Raw genomic sequence first — 26,130 nt, 5'->3', positions numbered from 1 at the left:
CTTTTCCATCTTGTGGTGGAGCATAATTTCTGCCATAGAATATAGGACAGCATTGCTGTCTTATTTGACCGGCGATGGCGTGCGAAAACGCTCCATCGCCGTCTTTTCGGCGCAAAAGCGTCTGGGAATGCGGGCGAGGCTTCGAGCCGCCAGCGGCCCCTCAAGGCTCTTGCAGTCATATGACACATGGACCCAGGGTGGAATCGGTTGTATTCCGCCCGATATAAGGATGATCGCCCATTGCGGGCGCCAACAGGAGGAAAAGACGATGACGGAATTGACGCCATCTGTATCACCCGAGCTTATCAAGGGCGAGCAGAACCGTGCGGTCAAAGCCGCCAAAACGTCGCGAACTCCTGATCGAACGACTATTGCCGGGTTGCCCGGTCCCCAGGGCCTTTACGATCCGCGCAACGAGCATGATGCCTGCGGCGTCGGCTTCATCGCGCAGATGAAGGGTGTGAAGTCGCATCAGATCGTCAAGGACGGGCTGTTCATGCTCGAGAATTTGACGCATCGCGGCGCGGTTGGGGCCGATCCGCTGGTCGGCGACGGCGCGGGCGTGCTCGTGCAGATTCCCGACCGCTTCTTCCGCGAGGAGATGGCGAAGCAGGGTATCGAGCTGCCTCCTGCCGGGCAATATGGCGTCGGCCATTGGTTCATGCCGCAGGACGCGGAAATGCGCGCCCATATCGACGACATCATCCGCGAGTCGGCGCAATCCGAGGGCCTGCCGGTCATCGGCTTCCGCGATGTGCCTGTCGATAATTCGTCGCTGTCCAAAGCCCCCGAGATCGTCGCCGCCGAGCCTTATCACCGGCAGGTGTTCATCGGGCGCACGCCTGACATTCCCGATGACGAGGAATATGAGGCGCGGCTTTATCTGCTGCGCAAGGTCATCTCGGGCCGCATTTACGCTGAGAATGACAACCGCGATACCGGCGCTTACTGCGTGTCGCTGTCAGCGCGCACCATCGTGTACAAGGGCATGTTCCTCGCCAACCAGGTGGGCGCTTACTACAGAGATTTGAACGATCCGCGCTTTGAATCCGCGCTGATCCTCGTCCACCAGCGCTTCTCCACCAACACCTTCCCCTCGTGGAAGCTCGCCCACCCCTACCGCATGGTCGCGCATAATGGCGAGATCAACACGGTGCGCGGCAACAACAACTGGATGGCCGCGCGGCAGGCTTCGGTCGATTCCGAGCTGTTCGGCAACAACATCTCCAAGCTGTGGCCCATCTCCTATGAGGGGCAGTCGGACACCGCCTGCTTCGACAACGCGCTCGAATTTCTGTTCCAGGGCGGCTACACGCTGGCGCATGCCATGATGATGCTGATCCCCGAGGCGTGGGCCGGCAACAAGCTGATGGATGCGGAGCGCAAGGCGTTCTACGAATATCACGCGGCGCTGATGGAGCCGTGGGACGGCCCGGCGGCGGTGTGCTTCACCGACGGGCGCCAGATCGGCGCAACGCTCGACCGCAACGGCCTGCGCCCCGCGCGCTACCTCGTCACCACCGACGACCGGGTGATCCTCGCCTCGGAGGCGGGCGTGCTGCCCGTCGATGAGAAGAACATCGTCAAGAAGTGGCGCCTGCAGCCGGGCAAGATGCTGCTGATCGACCTCGTCAAGGGGCGCATCATCTCTGACGACGAGATCAAGTCGGAGATCGCGACGCGCCATCCTTACAAGCAGTGGCTCAAGAACACGCAGCTCATCCTCGAAGATTTGAGCCCGGTGGAGCCGCGCGCGCTGCGCAAGGATGTGAACCTCATCGACCGGCAGCAGACCTTCGGCTACACGCAGGAGGACACGAGGGTCCTGATGGCGCCGATGGCGACCACGGGGCAGGAGGCTATCGGCTCGATGGGCACCGACACGCCGATTTCGGCCATGTCGGACAAGTCGAAGCTGCTCTACACCTATTTCAAGCAGAATTTCGCGCAGGTGACGAACCCGCCCATCGACCCGATCCGCGAGGAACTGGTGATGAGCCTCGTCTCCTTCATCGGCCCGCGCCCGAATATTTTCGACCTGGTCGGCACCTCACGGCGCAAGCGCCTCGAAGTGCGCCAGCCGATCCTGACCAATGGCGACCTGGAAAAGATCCGCTCCATCGGCCATACCGAGGACCGGTTCGACACCAAGACGCTCGACATCACCTATAATGCCGGTGAAGGGCCTGCCGGCATGGCCGGGGCGGTGGAGCGGCTTTGCGACCGCGCGGAAGCGGCGGTGCATGGCGGCTACAACATCATCATCCTCTCCGACCGTCAGGTGGGCCCGGACCGCATCCCGATCCCGGCGCTGCTGGCGACGGCGGCGGTTCACCATCATTTGATCCGCAAGGGGCAGCGCACTTCGGTCGGCCTCGTGGTGGAATCGGGTGAGCCGCGCGAGGTGCATCATTTCTGTTGCCTCGCCGGCTATGGCGCGGAGGCGATCAACCCCTATCTCGCCTTCGACACGCTGCTGGAAATGCACCGGCGCGGTGAGTTCCCGAAAGAGGTGGACGCGCATGAGGTCGTCTATCGCTACATCAAGTCTATCGGGAAGGGCATCCTCAAGGTCATGTCCAAGATGGGCATCTCGACCTACCAGTCCTATTGCGGCGCGCAGATTTTCGACGCGGTGGGGCTGAAGACGGAGTTCGTCGACAAGTTCTTCACCGGCACGGCCACCACCATCGAGGGCGTCGGGCTGGAGGAAATCGCCGAGGAGACCGTGCGCCGTCATACCGATGCGTTCGGCAAGGATCCCGTGCTGCTCTCGACGCTCGATGTGGGCGGCGAATATGCCTACCGCATGCGCGGCGAGGCGCATCAGTGGACGCCGGATGCGGTGGCGAAGCTGCAGCATGCGGTGCGCACCGAGAACCCCAGGACGTTCAAGGAATATTCCGACCTCATCAATAGCGAGACGGCGGAGGCGAAGAGCATCCGCGGCCTGTTCCACATCAAGTCGGCGGCGGAACGCGGCGTGAAGCCGGTGCCGCTGGAAGAGGTGGAGTCTGCGGCCGAAATCGTCAAGCGCTTCTCGACCGGGGCGATGTCCTTCGGCTCGATCAGTCGCGAGGCGCATACGACGCTCGCCATCGCCATGAATCGCATCGGCGGCAAGTCGAACACCGGCGAGGGCGGCGAGGAGCCGGACCGCTTCTATCCGCTGCCCAACGGCAAGCCGAACCCGGAGCGCTCGGCGATCAAGCAGGTGGCGTCGGGCCGGTTCGGCGTGACGACGGAATTTCTCGTCAACTCCGACATGATGCAGATCAAGGTGGCGCAGGGCGCGAAGCCGGGCGAGGGCGGCCAACTGCCCGGCCACAAGGTGGATGCGACCATCGCCAAGACCCGTCACTCGACGCCGGGCGTCGGCCTCATCTCGCCGCCGCCGCACCATGACATCTACTCGATCGAGGATCTGGCGCAGCTCATTTATGACCTGAAGAACGTCAATCCGCAGGCGGATGTGTCGGTCAAGCTGGTGTCGGAAGTCGGCGTCGGCACGGTCGCGGCGGGTGTCGCCAAGGCGCGCGCCGACCACATCACCATCTCCGGCTATGATGGCGGCACGGGCGCTTCGCCGCTCACCTCGCTGAAACATGCCGGAAGCCCATGGGAAATGGGCCTTGCCGAAACGCACCAGACGCTGGTGCTGAACGGCCTGCGCTCCCGCGTGGCGTTGCAGGTGGACGGCGGGCTTCGTACCGGCCGCGACGTCATCGTTGGCGCGCTCTTGGGCGCGGACGAGTTCGGCTTCTCGACCGCGCCGCTCATCGCGGCGGGCTGCATCATGATGCGCAAGTGCCATCTCAACACCTGCCCCGTGGGCGTCGCCACGCAGGACCCCGTGTTGCGCAAGCGCTTCAAGGGCACGCCGGAGCATGTCATCAACTTCTTCTTCTATCTGGCGGAAGAAGTGCGGGAATTCCTGGCGGAGATGGGCTTCACCAAGCTTGAGCAGATCATCGGCGAGGCCGATCTTCTCGAAAAGCAGGCGATGATCGACCATTGGAAGGCGCGGGGCCTCGATTTCAGCCGCATCTTCTACAAGCCGGATGCGCCGAAAGAGAAAATCCGCTGGACAGAGCGGCAGCATCACCCGATCGAGGATGTACTCGACCGCAAGCTGATCGAACTGGCGAAGCCCGCGCTCGAATACAGGACGCCGGTCAAGATCGAACTGCCCATCAAGAATGTGGACCGCTCGGTGGGCGCGATGCTCTCCGGCGAGGTGGCCAAGCGCTACCGCCACAAGGGCCTGCCTGAAGATACGATCTCCGTCACGTTGCGCGGCACGGCGGGGCAGTCCTTTGGGGCGTTCCTGGCGCATGGCATCTCGATTGACCTCATCGGCGACGGCAACGACTATGTCGGCAAGGGGCTGTCGGGCGGCATCATCACCATCCGCCCGCCGGAGGACGCGAAAATCGTCGCGGCGGAATCGATCATCGCCGGCAACACCGCGCTTTACGGCGCGATCGAGGGCGAGGCCTATTTCAGCGGCGTCGTCGGCGAGCGCTTCGCCGTGCGCAATTCCGGCGCGGTGGCGGTGGTCGAGGGCGTGGGCGATCATGGCTGCGAGTACATGACCGGCGGCGTGGTGGTCGTCATCGGCCAGACGGGACGCAACTTCGCGGCGGGCATGTCGGGCGGCGTCGCCTATGTGCTCGACGAGGTGGGCGATTTCGCGCAGCGCTGCAACATGGCGATGGTCGAGCTCGAGCCGGTGCCGGAAGAGGACGACATCCTCGAAAAGCTGCATCATCATGGCGGCGACCTCATGCACAAGGGCCGGGTCGACGTTTCCGCCAATATGACGCATCATGATGAGGAGCGCCTGGTTCAACTGATCTCGAACCATCTGCACTATACCGGCTCGGCGCGCGCCAAGGACATTCTCGACAATTGGGAGACGTATCGCCCGAAGTTCGTGAAGGTCATGCCGGTGGAATACCGCCGCGCGCTCGAGGAAATGGAGCGGATGCGGATCGGCATTGCTGCGGAATGAGCCGTTCAGCCGTCAATGGCTCTCTAGTCGTCATCCTCGGGCTTGTCCCGAGGATCTACCATAAGAAGCAGGAAAGTGACGACCGTCCTGATTGAACGCTCCGTCGCAGATCCTCGGGACAAGCCCGAGGATGACGGCTGGGGCGGTCGGAGCTAGATAACGATCAACGAACCCTGTTTGTGTCGCTGGCTTGAAAGCCGCCCGGCAGGGTAAAAACCTCGACAGCGAGGGGAGAAAAGGTTCATGGGCAAGGTAACAGGTTTTCTGGAAATCGACCGGCAGGTGGCGAAGTATCAGCCGGCTTCCGACCGCATCCGGCATTTTCGCGAGTTCACCATTCCGATGACGGATGGCGAGGTGCAGAAGCAGGCGGCGCGCTGCATGGATTGCGGCGTGCCCTATTGCCATGGGCCGACGGGCTGCCCGGTGCACAACCAGATTCCGGACTGGAACGATCTCGTCTACAACGACAATTGGGAGGAGGCGATCCGCAACCTCCACTCGACCAACAACTTCCCGGAATTCACCGGCCGCATCTGCCCGGCGCCCTGCGAGGAGGCCTGCACGCTGAATTTGGAAGACATGCCGGTCGCCATCAAGACGGTTGAGCAGGCGATTGCCGACAAGGCCTATGAGACGGGCTATGTCGTGCCGCAGCCCGCCGAGGCGCAGACAGGCAAAAAAGTGGCTGTCATCGGCTCCGGCCCGGCGGGTCTGGCGGCGGCGCAGCAGCTTGGCCGCGCCGGGCACGAGGTGCATGTCTATGAACGGGAGAGCCGCCCCGGCGGGCTGCTGCGCTACGGCATTCCCGATTTCAAGATGGAGAAGCACTATATCGACCGCCGCGTGGCGCAGATGCAGGGCGAGGGCGTCACCTTCTTCTGCGGCGTCAATGTCGGCGTGGACAAGCCGGTGCAGGAACTTCTGGAGCAGTATGACGCGGTGGTCTATTGCGGCGGGTCGGAAACGCCGCGTCCGGCAGGCATTCCCGGTGCCGATCTCGAGGGCGTGCATAATGCGATGAACTATCTCGTCCAGCAGAATCGCCGCATCGGGCGCGAGAACATCGATTCCGTGGCCTGGCCCTCCGCGCCGATCCTCGCGGGCGGCAAGCATGTGGTGGTGGTGGGTGGCGGCGACACGGCGTCGGACTGCGTCGGAACGGCATTCCGCCAGGGGGCGGTGAAGGTGACGCAGCTCGACATCCGCCCCGAGCCCCCTGTCAAGGAAGACAAGCTCACCGTCTGGCCCTATTGGGCGACGAAGATGCGCGTTTCCTCATCTCAGGCCGAAGGCGCGGACCGCGAGTTTCAGGTGGCGACGCTGGAATTCATCGGCGAAGAAGGCAGGCTCACCCATGTGCGCTGCTGCGAGGTGGACGATAAGCGCAAGCCCATCGAAGGCACGGAGTTCTTCATCAAGGCCGACCTTGCCTTCATCGCCATCGGCTTCTCCGGCCCGCTGGAGGATGGCGTGGTGAAGGAACTGGGCGAGGGGCTCAAGATTTCCGCCGACCGCCGCGGCAACCGCGCAGTCGAGGCCAATGAGCGCGACTATCGCACCAGCGTGGACAAGCTCTTCGCTGCAGGCGACGTGCGGCGCGGCCAGTCGCTGGTGGTCTGGGCCATTCGTGAGGGGCGTCAGGCCGCGCGGGCGGTGGATGAGTTTCTGATGGGCGCGAGCGTGCTGCCGCGCTGAGGTTTGAGGGATTGCCTATGCCGGGGCCCATGGATTGATGATCTGGGCTCCGGTGTCGGCGAAATCGGCAACATTCCGGGTGACCACTACAAGATCATGGATAATGGCCGTGGCGGCGATCAATGCGTCGGCGTCGCCACGCGGACGGATGGCGGCGATCCGGCCCCACTCAATCGCAATCTGGTCCGTTACCGGAAGAATTCGTGAGGCATGCTGGCGCCGCAGCTTTTGCATCCATTCAGCGAGATGGCCGGCGGCAATCGGGTCGGACTTTTGCTTGAGAGCAATGCCGCGCATGATCTCGCCAAATGTCAGCGCGCTGAGGTAAATCATTTGCGGGTCGGCAGCGCGCAGCCAATTGACAGCCTGCGGGGTTCTACGCCTGGCCTCCGAGAGAACGTTCGTATCGACCAAGTACATCAGAAGGCCGGATCGCGGCTGGGATGCTTTGCTCGCGCATTGACTGCATCGACAAACTCATCGTCCCACGCCGGACCGCTGAGCAAATCCTCGATAATGTTGGGCTGGTTGCCGGCGAGCGCATCATAGTCGGCCGCGGATAGCACGACGGCGGCGCGTTCGCCCCGCAACGTGACGGTCTGCGGGCCTTCATTCAACGCCTTCTGCACCACTTTCGAAAAGTGGTTTTTGGCGTCCTGCAGATGCCATTCCATTCCATGTCTCCATCTGGCTAGACTGGCTAGCTATATAGGAAATAACCCAATGCGTATCAAGTCTGCGGCTATCGCGGCCAACTGAAATCGTCCGCCCGTCCGGGCTGGGGCTTCACGTCGGTGCCGTCGGTGCTGGCGGGTTTGGCGGGGGTGGTTGGACTGCCAATATGCGCGCCCATGAGTTCGTTGCTGCCCTGAAGATCAAGCTCCTTCAGGCTCACCGGTGCGATGCGGTCGATCTTTACGGGGGCGGCGACAGTTGGCGCTTGCGGGCCGGCAGGGGGGCCGGGCAGAGCGGCGGGGGTGGTGTCGCCCAGCAATTGGCGCAGCGGCTTTTCGGCGTAGAAGGCGAGCTTGCGCTTGCCGGCGCGGGTGATGTTGATGCCGTCATTGGCGCGCAGGCGCGCGGTCTGGCCGTTGATATCGACGCCGGAGAGGACGAAATTGCCGTTTTCGTCGACGAAGCCGTCCCAGACATCGGCGAAATTGCCGCCTGCCTTTTCCGTGGCGGTTTGGTAGATTTCGTTCAACGCCAGCATGTCCTGCGACAGGCTGCGCAGCTTGAAAGGCGGTTGTCCAACCCAGATCAGCGGATAGCCCGCGCTCTTGACCGTATTGACGAAATTATCGACGCGCCTGGTATATTCCGTCGTCCATTGCGGGGTGCGCGGCGCGTAGGTGACGCCGTCCACCGCCATCGGTTGGCGGTCGTTCGCGCCGATCATCACCACGACGGCGGCCGGCTTTTCCTCTTCGAGGAGGGTTTTGATGTTTGTCCCCCAATCATAATGATCGGTGCGGACGAAGCCGGAGGAGCCGTTGGTGCGGCTTGCCACGCGGATGTCAGGCGTCTCGGCAAAGGCTTCGGCCAAGCCCTCCGCAAGCCCGCTGCCGATGAAATCGCCGACGACCAGCACAGTCCTCGCATCGGGGGTCTTTTCGACCGGGGCCGTGGCAGGAGCCGCCGCCGCGCGAGGCGACGGCGCATCGGTGGCAGCAGGCGCGCGCGAACGCATGGGGCGTTCAACCGGACGCTCGGATGGCGGACGCCTGCGGGCGGATGGCTTCGATGGGCGTTTTCTCATCCGGCCCGGCTCGCGATATTCCGGGGGATTGTCATAAACCGGGGGAGGCGTCCGCCTGCCGAACAGCATCTCAAGCAGGTTCCTGCGCTCCTGCGCCGCCGCCTCAGGGGTGACGGCGAGGATCGTCATCGCCGCCAGCGAGAGGAGGATGAGGAGAAGCGCTAGAAATGATGCCGGGCGTTGTCGCATTTCCCTCAAATCAATTTCACCCTATCGCTGCCGCAGCACCGACAGCACTTCCTTGCTTGGGTGGCCGTCGGGCGAAAGGCCGTTGCGTTGCTGGAAGGCTTCGATGGCCTTGCGCGAGGTGGACCCGATCTTGCCGTCGATATTGCCGTCATAATAGCCCAGCGCCTGCAAATGCTGCTGCAATTCCTGCCGCTCGCGCATGGAGATGGGCGTGAAGGGCCGGTTCCAATCCTGCACGAGTCCAGGATAACCGGCAATGCGGTCGGCGAGAAGGCCCACGCCCAGCGCATATTTATCGGCATTGTTATAGCGCTTCAGGACGAAGAAATTCTTGGTCATCAGGAAGGCGGGGCCTTCGCGCCCGTCAGGTACCTTCAGCGTTGCCTTTTGCGAGCCGCGCGGGAAGGGCTTGCCATTGGCGCGCTTGACGCCGAGCGCCTGCCATTCGGCAAGGGTCAGCGAGCCCGAAGGGAGCTTGCGCCCTGCCGGCAGCACCACCTCATAGCCCCAGGTCTGGCCGGACTCCCAGCCATTGCGCTTCAGGAGATTGGCCGCCGTCGCCAGCGCATCGGGAGGCGAAGTCCAGATATTGCGCTTGCCGTCGCCATCGATATCGACCGCATAGGCCTGATAGCTCGTCGGGATGAACTGGGTGTGGCCGAGCGCGCCCGCCCACGAGCCGGTCAGATGGCTGCGATCGATGTCGCCGGTCTGGAGAATCTTCATCGCGGCGATCAACTGCGTGCGCGCATATTTGGCGCGGGCCTTGTCGGCGTAGGCGAGGGTGGCCAGCGAACGGATAGCGTCGCGCATCACCTCCTCGCGCTTGAGAATCTCGCCATAATTGCTCTCCATCGACCAGATGGCGAGAAGAATGCTGCGGTGAACGCCGAACCGCTGCTCGATGCGCTGAAGCCAGGGGCCCCATTGGCGCGCCATGGCCTGTCCCGTCGCAATCGAGTGCTCGTTGACGCGGTTGTCGATATAATCCCAGACGGGAGCAGTGAATTCCGGCTGGTAGGCGGCCTTCTTCAGCACCTCCGGGTCGGGCGCGGTGACGCCCGCAAAGGCGCGGTTGAAGGTGGTGGCGGAGACGCCGCTATTGAGCGCGGTGGTGCGGAAACTGGCGATCCAGCGTTTGAAACCCGCATCGGCCAGCGCGCTTGGCGTCATGAATGTGGATAGCAGTGCCACCGTCACAGCGAATTGCGCGAGCGTTTTCCCCATCCGCCCGATTGAAGCGCGGCGCGTCCGAATCATGCTTTACTCCTTGTAACCCGGCAGTCCCTTCACAATCGGCAAAATATCGCCCTTGGGTTAGCAATTGGTTTACCATCTGGCTGAAGTTCGGCAGGGCGGGCTGTTCATGCGCTCAATCCACGTTTTATGCCGATATGCAACGTGATTGCTTATTGTGTTGCTTTCCGCCGATGTTCATCGTTATTCGGCTGGAAGTTGAGCCTGTCAGGCCCTTTTGTGGAGTTGGAAAAGGAATGAGTTCGAAGAAAAAGATCCGCAAGGCAATTTTCCCCGTGGCAGGCCTGGGGACCCGCTTCTTGCCGGCCACCAAGTCCATTCCGAAGGAAATGCTGCCCGTCGTCGACAAGCCGGTCATCCAGTATGTCGTGGATGAGGCGCGCGAGGCGGGGATTGAGCATCTGATCTTCGTCACCGGCCGCAACAAGGCAGTGATCGAGGATTATTTCGACGCGCAGGTCGAGCTTTATTCGACGCTTGCCGAACGCGGCAAGAACGAGCTTCTCGATCATCTCCAGAGCATTCAGCCCCAGCCGGGCACGGCGAGCTTCACCCGCCAGCAGGTGCCGCTGGGGCTCGGCCACGCCGTCTGGTGCGCGCGCGAGCTTGTAGGCGACGAGCCCTTCGCATTGCTGCTGCCCGACATGGTGATGCAATCGAAAAAGAGCTGCCTCGCCGAGATGGTGGAGCTTTACGAGGAGAGCGGCGGCAATGTCATCGCCGTGCAGGAATGCGACCCGGCGGAAGCGCATAAATACGGCATCGTCGGTCGCGGCGAGCCTGTCGGCAACGGGTTCAAGGTGACCGGCATGGTGGAAAAGCCCGCCAAGGGCACTGCGCCGTCGAACCTCTACATCAACGGTCGCTACATCCTCCAGCCGGAGATTTTCGATATTCTCGAAAATCAGGAAAAGGGCTCGGGCGGAGAAATCCAACTGACCGACGGGATGCTGAAGCTCGCCAAGGAACAGCCCTTCTACGGCTTCCACTATACGGGCCGCACCTTCGATTGCGGCTCCAAGGAAGGCTTCATCGAAGCCAATGTCGCCTTCGCCCTGTGGCGCAGCGATATTCGTCCGAATGTCGAGCATTCGATTGGGGAATTGCTGCAGACGATCAAGATAGGCAGCTAGCGCTGACGCCCTCCTTCCCCCTTGCGGGGAAGGTGCCCGCGTAGCGGGCGGATGGGGGTGGTGACGTTTGCGCCCTGGCTGAAGGAAGTAGCGCAAACGTCACCACCCCCACCCCGATCACTTCGTTCGCGTCTTGCCGGGGCGAGCCACGGGTCTCGCCCGTCCTTCGGACCCCCGCAAGGGGGAGGGTAAGGCTACCGCTGCACCTTCACTCCGACATAGACGCTGTTGGCTGTATATTCCCGCCAACTGACGTCGCTCTTCATGAATTCGTGGCGCAGGCGTCCGTTGATGCCGACGAAGCGGTTGAACCAGTAGGTGGCGCCGATTTCCGCGCCGAGGCCGTAGTCGAGGCTTGTGCCGTCGCGATTGTCGCGCAGGGTCAGGTCCAGGCCTGTTTCGAAAGTCAGGTTGGCGCGGATCAGGCGCTTCACGTCGATATTCGCGAGATAGAGGATATTGCCGCTGTCGCCGGGTGCGGTTCCGCCATCGACGATGGTCTGTCCCGAAATCCGCACATCCGTGCCGCGCTCGGGCGACCAGTTCATCGCGGCATTCACCCAAAGGCCGCCGATATCCTTCAGCCGTTCATCCTCGATATTCTCGCGCAGGTAACCGACCGAGAATTCGCCATTCAGCTTCTCGCCCATATCGACGATGGAGCCGACGCGCAGGCCGAGGCGCGTGGCGTCGCGCTCATAGCCGTTGGAGTCGTGCTTCTGGTCATAGATCCGCCTGCCGGCTTCGATTTCGGCAAAGGGCTTTATCGCTTCTGAGATCTCGTAGCCGCCGCGCAACGTCACGGTCACGAGATTGGCGTCGCGATCCTTCTGGGTGACCTTGCCGCCACCGGACAGTTCGGCGTCGCCATAGACGGAGCGCTCGACCCTCGCCGTGGCCGCGCCGAAGAACACGCCCATATCGCGTTCCACGCCGAGGGAGCCGTTCAGCGTCTGCACGATGGGGCGCTTCAGGGCGCCGATAACGCCGGAGGGGTTGGACGCGCTTTCGCGGCGCAGATGATAACCCGCGCCGATATTGACCTTCGTGGCGTCGTTCAAATCGAGCCGCAGGCCGCTTTCAATGTCGATGCGCGGCTCGTCGACTTTCTGACCGGAGAGCGTCTTGACGATATTGCCGGAGGCGTCGAGCGTCGCCTGATGGCGCGACCAGTCGGACTGAGCGCCCAATCGCAGCGTGGTTTCGGACAGGATCGCGCTCCTGCCGTCGGAACTGGTGTCGGCATTGCTGGTGGCGCGGATGCCCTGTTCGATGCTGGGGCGCAGGATGAACGAGCGGGCGCGGATGCCCAAGGGCGCGAAGGGGTCGGCCTCGGTGCGGGTGCGCGGATGGCCGTCGATCGGCGGCTCCCGCTGATTGTCTCGCGCCACGCGGCCCGTATCGTCAAGATCTTCGCTTAGCGGCCCGGTGCGCAGATCGATGGGCGCGGATTGATCGTCGGCGGGCGTGGGGCGGCGATTTGTATTTTCCTCGGTCTGCGGCGAGCCGGGCAGGCCCTGTGGTTCGATGGGCAGGCCCTGCAGCGTGTTCTCGTCAACGCTGACGGCATAGCCGCCATTGTCGGGTGCATCGTCGTCCGGCACTGCACCGGCGCTTGCTGGCTGGTAGGGCGCGGCTTCCTGAAGCGATCCGCGCAGAGCTGTGTCCTGCGCCAAGGCTGGGAGATTGAAGGTACTCAAGGCAACGCCGGCCAGAAGCAGCGCGGCGAACCTGCGCTTCCTGGCTATGGGCAGATGACTGCCGGCAGGCGATGCGGCGTGATGCATGATCTGGACTGGAACCCGATTCCCAACATGGTTCCCGGACCGTAAATCCACATGGTTAACGCATGGTTTCCTTAACCGTTTGTTGAGGGAGATTGACGCTCTTCCCAAGCAACAAATATTGGACAGGCGCGCGGCGAAGCGCTAACGCTTCACCCCATGCAGGATATAAGAGACAAAAAAGCGGATGCGGCGGCGGCCATCGAGTCGGCGCTGCGCACGATTGGAACGGAAAAAGCGGGCCTTAGCGCGCTGGAAGAGGCGCTGCAAAACGGCCTCTCCAAGCCATTCGCTGAAGCGGTTGGACGGATCGTTGCCAGCCCTGGGCGCGTCATCGTGACGGGGGTCGGCAAGAGCGGCCATATCGGCACCAAGATCGCCGCCTCGCTCGCCTCCACCGGAACGCCCGCTCATTTCGTCCACTCGGCAGAGGCCAATCATGGGGACCTCGGCATGGTGGGAAGCGACGACGTCATTCTGGCGCTTTCCTGGTCGGGCGAGACGGCGGAGCTCAAGGGCATCGTCAGCTATTCGCGGCGTTTTCGCATTCCGCTGATCGCGCTCACCTCGCGGGAGAATTCCACGCTCGGCCGCGAGGCCGACATAATGCTCCTACTGCCCCGGGCGGACGAAGCCTGCCCGCACGGCCTTGCCCCCACCACGTCGACGCTGATGCAGCTTGCCATGGGCGACGCGCTCGTGGTGGCGCTGCTGGAGGCGCGCGGCTTCACGGCGGGCGATTTCCGCACTTTCCACCCCGGCGGCTCGCTGGGGGCAAGCCTCACCCATGTGCGCGATATCATGCATCGCGGCGACGAACTGCCGCTGGTGCCGCTCGGCACGTCCTTGCCCGAGGCAATGCAGGTGCTCTCACACAAGCGTTTCGGCTGCGTCGGTATTGTCGATGCCGAGGGGAGGCTGGCCGGCATCATCACGGACGGCGACCTGGCGCGCAATCTTCACCGCAACCTTGCGACGACGCGTGTCGACGAGATCATGACGCCGAACCCAAAGGTGGTCGCGCCGCAGATGCTGGTCGGCGCGGCGATGAGCATCCTCAACGAGCATAATATCAGCGCGCTGATCGCAACCGAGGAAAATCGCCCTGTAGGGCTGGTGCATTTCCACGACCTGCTGCGGATCGGAGTGGCTTAGTTAAGGGGAATAAGGGAATATGTTGGCGGCTGCCATGGCCCGATAGACGGGTATCTTCCCTTATTCCCTTATTCCCTCAACGTCCATTTCCAGCGAAACCGGATCGAACCCGACCACGCGAACTTCCGTTCCGGCGGGGAGGTCTGGACCTTTTACACGCCACATGGTGTCATTCATGCGGATGCGGCCGCGGCCATTGACGATCGGTTCCGTCAGCGTGGCGCGCTGGCCGACAAGCTGCTGGCCGCGGCGGTTGAGGAGGGGATCGTCTGAATCATCGCTTCGCGAGCCGAAGAAGCGGCGGCCCGCCAGCGCGAAGAGGACGGCGAGCACGAGGAACACGACCGTCTGAAGCTGCCAGCCGAAGCCAGCCGCCGACGAGGCGAGGAGAAAGGCGAGCGCCCCCGTCACCAGCGCGGCAAGCCCGAACCAGATGAAGAAGATGCCGGGCGCCAGGATTTCCAGCATGAGCAGGACCAGCCCGAGAACGAGCCAGTTCCATATGCCGAGATTGGTCAGAAATTCGACGATCATGATGCTTCGTCCGGTTTATAGCTTTATATAGTAACGTCGGCGGGACAGCGCCCCCTCTGCCCGGCCGGGCAGAGGGGGCGCTGTCCCGCCAACGGTTTCTATTTATACGTCCTTACCGCGCCCCGCTGATGGAACGCTGCGCGGGCGGGATGGAGCGGGGGATTGCGGCGCGGGGTTGGAGGGGGCTCCGCTATCGCCGAAGACTTCCTTCGCGATGGCGCCGATGCCGCCGAGCGAGCCGATCAACGCGCTGGCCTCGAGCGGCATCAGCACGATTTTCTGGTTGTTGGCGCTGGCGATCTGACCCAGAGCTTCCGTGTATTTCTGCGCAACGAAATAGTTGAGCGCCTGCACATTGCCGTTGGAGACGGCTTCGGAAACGAGCCGTGTGGCTGTCGCCTCCGCTTCCGCCAGGCGCTCGCGGGCGTCCGCCTCGCGCTTTGCGGCTTCAAGCTTGCCCTCGGCTCCAAGGATCTGCGCCTGTTTCAAACCCTCTGCGCGCAGGATTTGCGCGGCGCGGTCGCCCTCGGCCTCCAGCACCTGCGCGCGCTTGTCGCGCTCGGCTTTCATCTGACGGCCCATGGAGGCGATGATATCGGCCGGAGGATTGATGTCCTTGATCTCCACACGGGTCATCTTGATGCCCCATGGATGCGCGGCCCCATCGACGACACGCAGCAGGCGGTCATTGATGGCGTCGCGGTTGGAGAGAAGCTCGTCGAGATCCATCGAGCCCATGACGGTGCGGATGTTGGTCATGGTCAGATTGAGGATGGCATTCTGCAAATTTGCGACCTGATAGGCCGCCTGTGCGGCATTGAGCACCTGATAGAAGGCCACGCCATCGACGCCGACAATGGCGTTGTCGCGGGTGATGACCTCTTGCGTCGGTACGTCGAGCACCTGCTCCATCATGTTGAGGCGTGCGCCGATGCGGTCGAAAAACGGAACGATCAGGCTGAGCCCGGGATTGAGCGTGCGCGTGTAACGGCCGAACCGCTCGACGGTGTAATTATAGCCCTGCGGCACGGTCTTGATGCCGGCGAACAGCGTCGCCAGAACCAGCGCGGCCAGAATGAGAAGTGTGATGTCCAAACCCGTCATTGCTCAAATCCCTATCTTATCAAAAATGTAAGTAAGGCGAGCGGGCGGTTGTGGCAATGGTGAATACCACCCCTGCGCTATTTTCCTTCCACTACACCCAGCCTTGCAACTCGCGGCGCACCAATGTCTCGATCACCGCCATGCCCTCTTCGGAATCGTTGAGGCAGGGGATGAAGCTGAAATTGACACCGCCGTTCTCGCGGAAACTATGGGCTGCCTCGTTGCCGATCTCATCCAGCGTTTCCAGGCAATCCGAGACGAAGCCGGGATTGAAGATGGCGATGGATTTGACGCCTTCCTGCGCCAGGCGCTCGACGGTCTTGTCCGTATAGGGCTGGAGCCATTCCTCGGGGCCGAAGCGGGACTGGAAGCAGGTGATCAGCTTTTTCTCGTCCCAGCCCAGCCGCTCGCGCAGGAGGCGCGTGGTGGTCTGGCAATGGGCGGGGTAGGGGTCGCCGCGCTCGGCATAGCTTTTGGGAATGCCGTGATAGGAGGCAATCACCACTTCCGGCTCGAAGGCGAGTGTCTTGAGGTGCTTCTCGATGGAGGTCGCCAGGGCCTCGATATAGACGGGCTCGTCCTCATAGGAGGGCACGGTGCGTGACGAGGGCATGAAGCGCGTCTTCATCAGCGCCTCGAAGAATTTGTCGTTCACCGTTGCCGTGGTGGTGGCCGAATATTGCGGATAGAGCGGGAACATGACGATGCGCTGGCAGCCCTGCTCCCGCAGCCGCGTCAGCACGGTTTCGATGGAGGGCTGGCCATAGCGCATCGCCCAATCGACCACGACATTGGGGTATTCCGCGAGCGAAGTGGCCAGCTTCTCGCCCTGCGCGCGGGTGAAGGTGCGCAGAGGCGACTCGTTCTTTTCGCGGTTCCAAATACGGTCGTAGAGCTTGCCGGAACGCTTCGGGCGGGTGTTGAGCACGATGCCGTAGAGGATCGGATACCAGACGGCGCGCGGCCATTCGATGACGCGGCGGTCGGAGAGGAACTCCTTCAGATACCGCCGCATATTGGCGAAATCCGTGCCGTCAGGGGTGCCGAGATTGACCAAGAGCACGCCGACCTTGGGCATGGCGCCCTTCGCAACCCGTGTTTCACCCGCTTCGCTCATGTCATTTCTCCTTGCCCTGGGGCATTTAGAGCATTTTCATATCTAGACGGAAACAACTGTGCGCCCTTCACCCTCGTGGTTCGAGGCTCGCTACGCTCGCACCTCACCATGAGGGTGAAGGGTTGCAACGCCGCAGTAGCCCTCATCCTGAGGTGCGTAGTGGAGCGCAGCGGAACGAAGCCTCGAAGGGCGAGGGCGCTTGGCAATTCCGTCGAAACAAGAACCGCTCTAGAGCAGAATGCAACCGAATGCATCCTGCTCCAAATTAAAAGCCGGGCGGAGAAGTAGAGTCTTCTGGTTAAGAATACAATTGAGCGAATGCGCGCAGGTTCGGCTCCCTCCTTCCCCCTTGCGGGAAAGGTGCCCGCGTTAGCGGGCGGATGGGGGTGGTGACGGTTGCGCTCTATCCTTCGCCACCCCACTTACTTCGTTCGCGACCCTCCCCGCTAGGGGGAGGGTAAGAAGAAGATCAGGCCGGGATGCTCAGTTTTACACCGATAGGCAGGCGGCGCGGGGCGTATTTGTTGGCCTTGTGGAGCTTCGGCCAGTCCGTCGCATCGCCATAGTAGCGTTTCGCCAGATCCCAGTAGGTGTCGCCCGCCTTGATGAGGTGAACCTTCTTCACGACGGGCTTTTTCGGCTTTGCGGGCTTGGCAAGCAATTGCGCCAGCGTTTGCGGCTTGGCCGGCTTCTGCTTTGTGTCTTGCTTCGCCTTCGCAATCTGCTTCGGCGCGGCCTTCTTTGCCACCACGGCCTGCTTTACCGGAGTGACGGGCTTGCGTGTTTCAGCCTGTTTCTTCCGCACGATAACAGCGGTTTTGGCAGGTTTGACGGATGCAGCCGGTTTGGCAGGCTTTGCGGGTTTTGCCGCTGCGAGGGTCTTTGCTGGCTTCGCCGGCTCCATGGGCTTGGCCTTGGCCGCTTGTGCCGGCTTGGCCGGGGTTGCGGGTTTGGCCTTGACCGTCTGGGCTGGCTTGGCGGCGGTTGCGGGCTTGGCGACGGTGGCAGCGGGCTTCATGGGCTTCGCGGCTTCCACGGGCTTCGCCTTGATCGTCTGCACCGGCTTTGCAGGCTTTGCCGCTTCCGCCGGCTTTGCAGGCGTTGTGGCCTTGGCGGCGTCCGGCTTTGCAGGCTTCTTCACCTCTTCCGCCGGCTTGGCCGCGGCCATCGTCTTCGCTGCTTCCATCGATTTAGCCGGGTTGACAGGTTCGGCAGGCGCGGCTTTCTGGGCCGGCTTGATCGTTCCTGTTGTCGTCGGCTCGGGAGCCTTCGCTGCCACTTGCGTCGCGACGGCCTTTATGCGCCCGTCCAGATAGGGCTTGTAGGACCGGTTCTTGGCGAGATAATCGGCGACGACCTGATCGAGGCCCGGGCCGTAATCATAGGCGTTCGCCGCCGCTGTCGCGAAGATCTTGTAGCCGTCGCCGCCGCCGCGCATAAAATTGTTGGAGACGACGCCGTAAGTGGCTTTCGTATCCAGCGGCTTCCAGCTGTTTCCATCCTGCACCTGGATGTCGGCAACCCGCTCGCCCACCGGTTTCGACTTGTCGAAGCTGAACTTCAGCCCCGCGACCTGCGGGAAGCGCCCGCCGCCCTCGGTCACCTGGCTGACGCCGTTTTCCAGCGCCGCCTTTACGTCCGCACCCTTCAACTGGAAGGTAGCGAGCGTGTTCTGAAACGGCAGCACGGTCAGCACTTCGCCCATGCTGATATCGCCGGCGTCGATGGAGGCGCGCAGACCGCCGCCATTCATGATGGCAATCGCAATGCCCTGGCTTTTCACGCGGTCGAGCATGGCATCTGCGACGAGATTGCCCATAGTGCATTCGGCCACGCGGCAGACCTCACGCCCGCCCTCGATGGGGCCGACCGTGCTGGAGATAACCTTCGCCTTCAGTTCCTCGATGGGCTTGCCCAGTTCCTTGACGCGGGCGAGCACTGCCTCGTCCGGCTTGATCGAGGAATCGATGAGAACAGGGTCGCCCTTGGCTGAAAGCGGCTTGCCCTTGTCGTCGAAGGTGACGGCAATCTCGCCGAGATATTTGCCATAGGAGCGCGCCTGGACGACGGGCACCGAATAGCCGCCGGGATTCTCTACGAAAGTGGGGTAGGGGCCTTCCGCCGTGCTGTCCGTGTTGGAGAGCAGGGTGTGGGAATGGCCGCCCACCACCACATCGACGCCTGGAATCTTGGCGATGGCGGCGATGTCACGTGCGTAGCCGACATGGGTGAGCGCGATCACCTTGTCGACGCCTTGCTTCGTCACCTCCTCGACGGCTGATGTGATGGCCTTCACATCGTCCTCGATGCCGACATTTGGACCGGGAGAGGCGAGCTCGGCGGTGTCGTTCGTTACGGCGCCGACGATGGCGATCTTCGTGCCGCCCACTTCCTTGATGAGGTAAGGTTTGATCTTGTCCTTGATGGCGGATTTCACGTCGGTGCGCACATTGGCGCTGACAACAGGGAAATCGGTCTTGCCAATGAAGGTCGCGAGCCCATCCTCGCCATCATCGAACTCATGATTGCCGATGGTCATGGCATCGAACTTCATGAGGTTCATGAATTCGGCTTCGGCAGCCCCCTTGTAGGTGGTGTAGAAGAGCGAGCCCTGGAAATTGTCGCCCGCGTTGAGGAGCAGGACATTCTCGTCCTTCAGCGCACCCCTTCGGCTATCTATGGCCGCTTTCAACCGAGCGGCGCCGCCGAAGCACTCATTCTTCGCCTCTTCCTCGGTGGAACAGGTGGAATCATATTTGTTGATGGATTCGATCCGGCTGTGCCAGTCGTTGTTATGCAGGATGTTGAGCTTGTAATCGGCGAAAGCGGCATCAGCCGACATCGCTAGTACGGAAGTACACAACAATACACGAATACGAAATGCGGACATTACTACTTGTCTCCCTGTGAACTCGCCCGCTAGCACCTCGGCCCCCACCGAGATGCCTGATGCAAACATCTTGCGATGTCTTATGCAAGTGGAAAGTTATATTTTGTTAATATTTTGGGAGAGGCGGGAGATGGTTATCGAAAAGGGGAGAAAATAATAGCCTTTGCGGGACAGCGCCCCCCTCTGTCCGCCCTTCGACACGCTCAGGAGGGCCGAGGGAGGCGCTGTCCCGCCAGCGTTTATAAATTACCCAGCGGCCTTGCGGGTCAGCGAGAATTGCGACCCGGCGGAGGAAGTGCAGTTGAGCTGCGAGGGCGAAACCACGGCGCAATTGACGCGCGAGGTGGTGCCGCGCACGAGCGAGCGCATGTCGATGGCGACGAGCTGCGGGTTTTCGTAGCGGTAGCTGCCTTCGGCGAGCTTCTCGTTGGTGTCGGTCGTCCGCGTGACGAAGACGCCGGAATTGAAGCTGGAGGTGATGCCGTTCGCATCGACCCAATTGCCTTCGATGCCGCCACGACCGATCACGGTGGGGGCATTGCCGCCGATGGGGCCGGCGGACTGACAGGCCGCGAGAGTCACGGAAATGACTGCAAGGGCTGCCGCCGTGTTTAAACGTTTCATGGTCTGGCTCTCCCGTTCAGATTGGGCCTCTCCTCTGATGTATCCAAATTTTAACGAAAACAAGCCCATTGAGGGGAGGGGGAGAGGTGTGTGGTATTTTGGCAACGGGTTGGCGCCTTCCCTCCCCCTTGCGGGGAGGGTGGCCCGAAGGGTCGGGTGGGGGTGGTGACGTTTACGCCATGATCTCCAGAAGTAGCGCAACGTCACCACCCCATCCGCCCGCTGACGCGGGGTTCGTCGCTGGAAAAGCCAAATCGTTGGCTTTTCCTCGGTCTTCGACCGAACGCTCCTCAATCCCCGCAAGGGGGAAGGGAGCGCTTGGGATTACCGCACCAGAATATTCCTGAACTGCCAGGGATCCTTCGTGTCGAGGTCTTCCTTGAAGAAGCCGGGGCGGCCTTCGAGCGGGGTCCAGTCGGTGTAATAACCTTTCACGGGACCGAGGTAAGGCGATTGCACTTCGAGGCAGCGCTTGTAGTCCATCTCGTCGGTCTCGACGATGCCGGCTTCCGGATTCTCCAGCGCCCAGACCATGCCCGCGAGCACGGCGGACGATACCTGAAGGCCGGTGGCGTTCTGGTAAGGGGCGAGCTTGCGGGCTTCCTCCAGCGAGAGCTGTGAGCCATACCAATAGGCATTGCGGTCGTGGCCGTAGAGCAGCACGCCCAGCTCGTCGATGCCGTCGAGGAGTTCACCCTCTTCCAGCACATGCAGGACCGGCTGTGGCTTACCGGCCGCGCCGAACATCTCGTCGAGCGAGAGCATCGCATCATTAGCGGGATGGTAGGCGTAATGGCAGGTCGGGCGGTAGACCACCTCGTCCTTCTTGTCGCGCACGGTGAAGAAATCGGCGATCGAGATGGATTCGTTATGGGTGACAAGGAAGCCATATTGCGGGCCCGGTGTCGGGCACCAGCTGCGCACGCGCGTGTTCGCGCCGGGCTGCTCGAGGAAGATGGCGGCCTTGTTGCCCTTCTTCTGCTCGCGGGCGTTCTTCGGCATCCATTTTTCGTGCGTGCCCCAGCCAAGCTCCGCCGGCTGAAGGCCTTCGGCGATGAAGCCTTCGACCGACCATGTATTCCAGAACACGTTGAGCGGTTTGGGCTCTTTGGCGCGCTGCGTGTCGCGCTCGGCAATGTGAATGCCCTTGACGCCGGCCTTTTTCATCAGCTTGGCCCAGCCCTCGCGATCGTCAACGGCGGGCTCGGTGAAGTCGAGCTTCAGTTCGATGGCGAGATCGACAAGCGCCTTCTTCACGAACCAGGAGACCATGCCGGGATTGGCGCCGCAGCAGGAGACGGCGGTGGTGCCGCCGGGGTTTTTCTTCTTCTCGGCCCGCACCGTCTCGCGCAGCGCATAGTTGGTGCGCGCGGCATTGTCGGCCTTGTCGTCGAAATAGAAGCCGAGCCACGGCTCTACCACGGTGTCGATGTAGAGCGCGCCTTCTTCACGGCAGAATTTCATCAGATCGAGCGAGGAGGTATCGACCGAGAGGTTGACGCAGAAGGCCTGGCCTTCACCCTCGTTCAGCAATGGCGCGAGGATGGATTTGTAATTGTCCTTCGTGATCGCCTGCTGGAAGAAACGGTAGCCCTTGTCCTCGGCGATCTTCCTGTTTGCGTCGCTGGGGTCAATGATGACCAGACGCGATTTGTCGAATTTGAAATGGCGTTCGATCAGCGGCAGGGTACCGCGCCCGATCGACCCGAAGCCGATCATAACAATAGGGCCGGTGATTTCGCCGTAAATCGGCCATTTCGCTTCCGCCATTTCCAGTATCTCCGATCTGGGTTCGATGTTTCGTGCAGAATGTTCCTTGTAAGGGGTCCAACTCCGGCTAAACCATAGTTTCTCGTCACAATAAAGTGCGGCAATGCATTCTCCCTGCATCATTTGGATGCAGATGAGTAAAGAGCGTTAATTTTCGTGCAGTTTACAACAGCCGCGCCCGGATCAGCCCGCGGAGCGAATTCCCGACGAGGATGTTCTTCGCCTTGCGCAGATCGTCTTCGGTGAGTTCCGCCTCATGGACGATGCCGCCGGCGAGGAGTTCGCCGCGCAGGATGCCGGGCAGGAGGCCGCAGTCGAGCGCCGGGGTGGCGCAGCAGGTGCCCCCATGATCGGCGAAGACCGAGGTGATGGTGCCTTCGCAGACGCGGCCTTCATTGTTGAGGAGGATCACCTCGTCCACGTCGTCGCGGGAGAATTCGGCCCGCGCCGCCTCGTAAATCTGCCGCCGCGTCGTCTTGTGGTGGAGCAGCGGGTCCTTTTTGTCGAGCCGGGTGTGGGCGATGGCGACGCGCCAGATGGTATCGGGGGAAAGCGGGGTGAAAGGTTGCGCGGTGACGCTGACGGTGCCGCCCAGATCGAGCGCCAGGCGAACGCGCAGCGCCTGATCGCCCCTGGCGACGCTCTCCAGCCTGGCGCGGATCGCCGTCTCATCGAAGGGGAAGCTCAGCGCTTGGGCAGAGTGCTCCAGCCGCGCCAGATGACGTTGCAGCCGCAGGAAACCACAGAGCGGCTCCCATCGCAGCGTCTCGATCAGTTCGTAATCGGGACCGTTCCCGTTGCGAACCGGGCTTTCAGAAGACATTCCTCATACTCCGCCTCAGCGGTTGAATCGAATACGATTCCACCGCCGATGTTGAAAGTGGCATTGCCGTCAGGATAGAGCGAAATGGTGCGGATGGCCACATTGAAGCGCATCCGGCCTTGCGGCCCTATCCAGCCAATCGCACCGCAATATACGTCGCGCGGGGCTTCTTCAAGCTCGGACAGGATTTCCATGGCGCGGATCTTCGGCGCGCCGGTTATCGAGCCGCAGGGAAAAAGCGCCGCGAAAATGGCGCGAAGCGTGAGGCCCGGGTTGAGGCGGGCGCGCACTTTCGACACCATCTGGTGGACGGTCGGATAGCGCTCGACCTTGAAAAGCTCCGGTACATATAGGCTCGCCGGGTCGCTGATCAATGATATGTCGTTGCGCAGGAGATCGACGATCATGCGGTTTTCCGCCTGGCTTTTGGGGTCGTGGATCAGGAAATCGCGGAGGCGGTCGTCTTCCTCGGGCGTTTTTCCGCGCGGCGTCGTGCCCTTCATCGGGTGGGTTTCGATCCAGCCGTCATTGTCGATGTCGAAGAACAGCTCCGGCGAACGCGACAGGATGATCGGTCCACCAAGATCGACGAACGCGCCATAGCGGACAGGCTGGCGGGCGGTGAGAGCATCGAAGGCGGCCAGCGGATCGCCCGACCAGCGGGCATGGACGGGGAAGGTCAGATTGCCCTGGTAGCAATCGCCCTCGCGCAAATGACGGTGGAGGCGGGCGAAGCGCTTTTCGTAGTCGGGGAAACTCCACGCGGCGCGGGCGTCGGTGAGGAATGGTTCGTTCTGCGGCTTGCGGTCGGGCAGGCCGAGGTCCGATGGGCCGTCGAAGACGCCGAAGCAGAGAAGCGGCGCGCGGCGGTTGGATGGGAGGCGAGACTTTAGTTTCCGTTCAAGGAGATAGCCTGCCTCATAGGAGAGATAGCCCGCCAGCCACTTACCTGCTTCATGGGCGGATTGCAGGGCGGTGAAGGCCGGTTCGAAGTCGTCCGGGTGTTCGGCGGTTATGATTTGCGACGGGCCGGCGAAGAGGAGTTCGCGCTGGGCGGGGTCGTCGCGGAAGAGGATGAGGGGGTTTTCCATTTAATTGGAAACGCTGGCGGGACAGCGCCCCCCTCTGCCCTGCCGGGCATCTCTCCCGCAAGGGGGGAGATTAGCTGCCAGTTTCGCCTGTGCAGAACGCAAACGTCGCTGAATGGACGCGGAGAGCAATGCCGCCCAATCTCCCCCCTCGCGGGGGAGATGTCCGGCAGGACAGAGGGGGGCGCCTAGCGATGCCATCGAAAGAACTTGCTCTGATTACTTTTCCATCCCCTCCAGCTCATCGATGATCCCTTCGATCACCGACAGGCCCTTCTGCCAGAAGCCGGGATCCGACGCATCGAGCCCGAATGGCGCGAGCAGTTCCTTGTGATGCTTGGTGCCGCCCGCTTTCAACATCTCGAAATATTTGTCCTGAAAGCCTTTTTCGCTGTTCTGGTAGACGGCGTAGAGCGAGTTCACCAGGCAGTCGCCGAAGGCGTAGGCGTAGACGTAGAAGGGCGAGTGGATGAAGTGGGGGATATAGGTCCAGAAGGTCTCGTAGCCCGGATTGAGTCGCACGGCGTCGCCAAGGCTCTCGCGCTGCACGTCGAGCCAGATTTCGCCGATGCGCTCCGCCGTCAGTTCCCCATTGCGGCGCTCGGTGTGGACGCGGCGCTCGAATTCGTAGAAGGCGATCTGGCGGACGACCGTGTTGATCATGTCCTCGGCCTTCTGCGCCAGCATGGCCTTGCGCTCACGCTTGTCCTGCGTAGCCTCCAGCAATGAGCGGAAGGTCAGCATTTCGCCGAAGACGGAGGCGGTTTCGGCGAGCGTGAGCGGGGTGGATGCCATCAGCGCGCCCTGCCTGCCCGCCAGCACCTGATGCACGCCATGGCCAAGCTCATGCGCCAGCGTCATCACGTCGCGCGGCTTGCCCATATAGTTGAGGAGCACGTAGGGGTGGGCGGAAGGCACGGTGGGGTGCGCGAAGGCGCCGGGGGCCTTGCCGGGGCGCGTCGGCGCGTCGATCCACTTCCTGTCGAAGAAGTCGCGGGCGATATCGGCCATTTCAGGGGCGAAGCCGGCATAGGCCGACAGTACCGTCGCCTTCGCCTCGTCCCACGGAATCACCGCCTGCGGCGTCTCGGGCAGGGGCGCGTTGCGGTCCCAGTTTTCCAGCACGGGCAGGCCCAGCCATTTGGCCTTCATCGCATAATAACGGTGCGAAAGGCGCGGATAGGCTTCGCGTACGGCTTTCGCCAAAGCATCCACCACTTCCGGCTCGACGCGGTTGGCCAGATGGCGGGAGTCGGCGATGTCCTTGAAGCCGCGCCAGCGGTCGGAAATCTCCTTGTCCTTGGCCAGCGTGTTGGTGATGAGCGTGAAGGTGCGCAAATTGGCGGTGAAGGTCTCGGCCAGCGCTTCCGAAGCTTTTTTGCGCACCGCGCCGTCAGGATCCTGCAGGAGGTTGAGCGTCGGCTCGATGGGTAGCTGCTCGCCATTGACGGTGAAGCGCAGCGCCGTCATCGTCTCGTCGAACAGGCGGTTCCAGGCGCTATAGCCGGTCACCGACTTTTCATGGAACAGCTGCTCGATGCGGTCTTCAAGCTGGTAGGGCTTGTCCTTGCGCAGATCCACGAGCCAGGGCCGGTAATGGCCGATGGCGGGATTGGCGTCCATCGCCTTTTCGATGACAGCATCGTCGATGTGGTTGAGTTCCAGCCCGAAGAAGATCAGGTGACGGCTGGCGTCGGTCATCTTTCCCTGCACATCGCCATAGAACTTCGCGCGCTTGGGGTCGGACGTGTCGCCCGCATAGAGAAGGCCCGCGTAAGAATAGATGCGACCCATCAGCTCTTCCAGCGCCTCGAAGGCCTTGATCGCTTCCGCCAGTTCGCCGCCATCGGGCTTCGCCGCTTCCGCCGCGAGCTTGCCCTTCCAGCGTTCCTCGAAGGCCGCGGCGTCGCGGGCGGCTTTCTCCATGTCGGCGGCAAGTTCGGCGGAGTCCATCGCGGGGTAGAGATCGGCGAGGTTCCATTCCGGCAGATCGCCCAGATTTTGAGCCTGCGGCCGTGCGGCGGCAGCCTCGTTCCCAATAGATTGGCGGGCAAGTTCCGGGGAGCTATTCATAAGAGGTTCCTTAAATTCGCCATTCATACTATTCTTCACTTCCTGGGACGCTGCGGCCAGTGTCCCGTTTTTGAAATTCGTACTACCGATACAGGCCGTATGGCGAATTTCAAAATCG

The 26,130-nt window shown here is 62.1% G+C and carries 16 protein-coding genes and 2 pseudogenes; 4 read left to right on the top strand and 14 right to left on the bottom strand.

What is annotated here, in order from left to right:
* The first annotated feature begins 268 nt into the window (after positions 1–268).
* Together gltB and IEX53_RS14330 are read left to right on the top strand one after the other, a co-directional pair.
* On the top strand, positions 269–5,014 hold the full coding sequence (gene gltB / locus IEX53_RS14335; protein ID WP_188824866.1) for a glutamate synthase large subunit: 4,746 nt from the start codon (positions 269–271) through the stop codon (positions 5,012–5,014).
* A 243-nt stretch (positions 5,015–5,257) separates the two neighbouring features.
* A complete protein-coding gene (locus tag IEX53_RS14330; protein ID WP_188824865.1) occupies positions 5,258–6,712 on the top strand; it encodes a glutamate synthase subunit beta in 1,455 nt (484 codons plus the stop codon).
* 15 nt (positions 6,713–6,727) lie between these two features.
* Here IEX53_RS14330 and IEX53_RS14325 read toward each other — a convergent pair whose 3' ends face one another.
* The 4 genes from IEX53_RS14325 to IEX53_RS14310 all read right to left on the bottom strand — a co-directional run bounded on the left by IEX53_RS14325 (position 6,728) and on the right by IEX53_RS14310 (position 9,887).
* Positions 6,728–7,132 (bottom strand): type II toxin-antitoxin system VapC family toxin, encoded by a 405-nt coding sequence (locus IEX53_RS14325; RefSeq protein WP_188824864.1) that lies wholly within the window; start codon positions 7,130–7,132, stop codon positions 6,728–6,730.
* Positions 7,132–7,386, bottom strand: coding sequence for a type II toxin-antitoxin system Phd/YefM family antitoxin (locus IEX53_RS14320; protein WP_188824863.1), 255 nt, complete (start codon positions 7,384–7,386; stop codon positions 7,132–7,134). The genes IEX53_RS14325 and IEX53_RS14320 overlap by 1 nt, the downstream gene beginning before the upstream one ends.
* Before the next feature lie 68 nt (positions 7,387–7,454).
* The gene (locus IEX53_RS14315) at positions 7,455–8,660 is read right to left on the bottom strand and encodes an SGNH/GDSL hydrolase family protein (protein ID WP_188824862.1); all 1,206 of its coding nucleotides are present in this window, start codon (positions 8,658–8,660) and stop codon (positions 7,455–7,457) included.
* Positions 8,661–8,681: 21 nt separating this feature from the next.
* Entirely contained in the window at positions 8,682–9,887 is a 1,206-nt protein-coding gene (locus tag IEX53_RS14310; RefSeq protein ID WP_373288658.1) for a lytic murein transglycosylase, read from the bottom strand.
* A 266-nt stretch (positions 9,888–10,153) separates the two neighbouring features.
* Between IEX53_RS14310 and galU the strand changes: the two genes are divergently transcribed.
* Positions 10,154–11,050 (top strand): UTP--glucose-1-phosphate uridylyltransferase GalU, encoded by an 897-nt coding sequence (gene galU / locus IEX53_RS14305; protein WP_188824860.1) that lies wholly within the window; start codon positions 10,154–10,156, stop codon positions 11,048–11,050.
* A 194-nt stretch (positions 11,051–11,244) separates the two neighbouring features.
* Here the strand turns inward: galU and IEX53_RS14300 are convergent, their stop codons facing one another.
* A complete protein-coding gene (locus IEX53_RS14300; RefSeq protein ID WP_188824859.1) occupies positions 11,245–12,837 on the bottom strand; it encodes an outer membrane beta-barrel protein in 1,593 nt (530 codons plus the stop codon).
* Positions 12,838–12,993: 156 nt separating this feature from the next.
* On the opposite strand from IEX53_RS14300, the gene IEX53_RS14295 reads away from it, so the two are divergent.
* Complete coding sequence (locus IEX53_RS14295) at positions 12,994–13,989, top strand: KpsF/GutQ family sugar-phosphate isomerase (protein ID WP_188824858.1); 996 nt, start codon at positions 12,994–12,996, stop codon at positions 13,987–13,989.
* Positions 13,990–14,049: 60 nt separating this feature from the next.
* Here the strand turns inward: IEX53_RS14295 and IEX53_RS14290 are convergent, their stop codons facing one another.
* From IEX53_RS14290 to IEX53_RS14250, 9 genes and pseudogenes are all read right to left on the bottom strand, one after another.
* A complete protein-coding gene (locus tag IEX53_RS14290) occupies positions 14,050–14,523 on the bottom strand; it encodes an NfeD family protein (protein WP_188824857.1) in 474 nt (157 codons plus the stop codon).
* Positions 14,524–14,625: 102 nt separating this feature from the next.
* Entirely contained in the window at positions 14,626–15,627 is a 1,002-nt protein-coding gene (locus IEX53_RS14285) for an SPFH domain-containing protein (RefSeq protein ID WP_188824856.1), read from the bottom strand.
* A 91-nt stretch (positions 15,628–15,718) separates the two neighbouring features.
* On the bottom strand, positions 15,719–16,744 hold the full coding sequence (hemH, locus tag IEX53_RS14280; RefSeq protein ID WP_188824855.1) for a ferrochelatase: 1,026 nt from the start codon (positions 16,742–16,744) through the stop codon (positions 15,719–15,721).
* A gap of 1,060 nt (positions 16,745–17,804) precedes the next feature.
* A pseudogene (locus IEX53_RS14275) lies at positions 17,805–19,634 on the bottom strand (bifunctional metallophosphatase/5'-nucleotidase); the annotation flags it as partial.
* 246 nt (positions 19,635–19,880) lie between these two features.
* A complete protein-coding gene (gene omp10, locus IEX53_RS14270) occupies positions 19,881–20,258 on the bottom strand; it encodes an outer membrane lipoprotein Omp10 (protein WP_188824853.1) in 378 nt (125 codons plus the stop codon).
* A gap of 324 nt (positions 20,259–20,582) precedes the next feature.
* Complete coding sequence (locus IEX53_RS14265; protein ID WP_188824852.1) at positions 20,583–22,028, bottom strand: homospermidine synthase; 1,446 nt, start codon at positions 22,026–22,028, stop codon at positions 20,583–20,585.
* A gap of 163 nt (positions 22,029–22,191) precedes the next feature.
* Entirely contained in the window at positions 22,192–22,851 is a 660-nt protein-coding gene (locus tag IEX53_RS14260) for an aminotransferase class IV family protein (RefSeq protein WP_188824851.1), read from the bottom strand.
* Positions 22,800–23,942 carry an aminodeoxychorismate synthase component I gene (locus tag IEX53_RS14255; RefSeq protein ID WP_188824850.1) on the bottom strand — a complete coding sequence of 381 codons (1,143 nt, stop codon included), beginning with the start codon at positions 23,940–23,942 and terminating at the stop codon, positions 22,800–22,802. The genes IEX53_RS14260 and IEX53_RS14255 overlap by 52 nt, the downstream gene beginning before the upstream one ends.
* A 216-nt stretch (positions 23,943–24,158) precedes the next feature.
* Positions 24,159–25,937: pseudogene (locus IEX53_RS14250) on the bottom strand (M3 family oligoendopeptidase); the annotation flags it as partial.
* Positions 25,938–26,130 lie beyond the last annotated feature (193 nt).

Origin of the sequence: Paramesorhizobium endophyticum (assembly GCF_014640615.1) — a bacterium.
In the GTDB taxonomy this organism is placed as follows: domain Bacteria; phylum Pseudomonadota; class Alphaproteobacteria; order Rhizobiales; family Rhizobiaceae; genus Paramesorhizobium; species Paramesorhizobium endophyticum.
The sequence above is the reverse complement of the archived record's forward strand: the minus strand, read 5'-3'. Positions and strand labels throughout refer to the sequence as shown.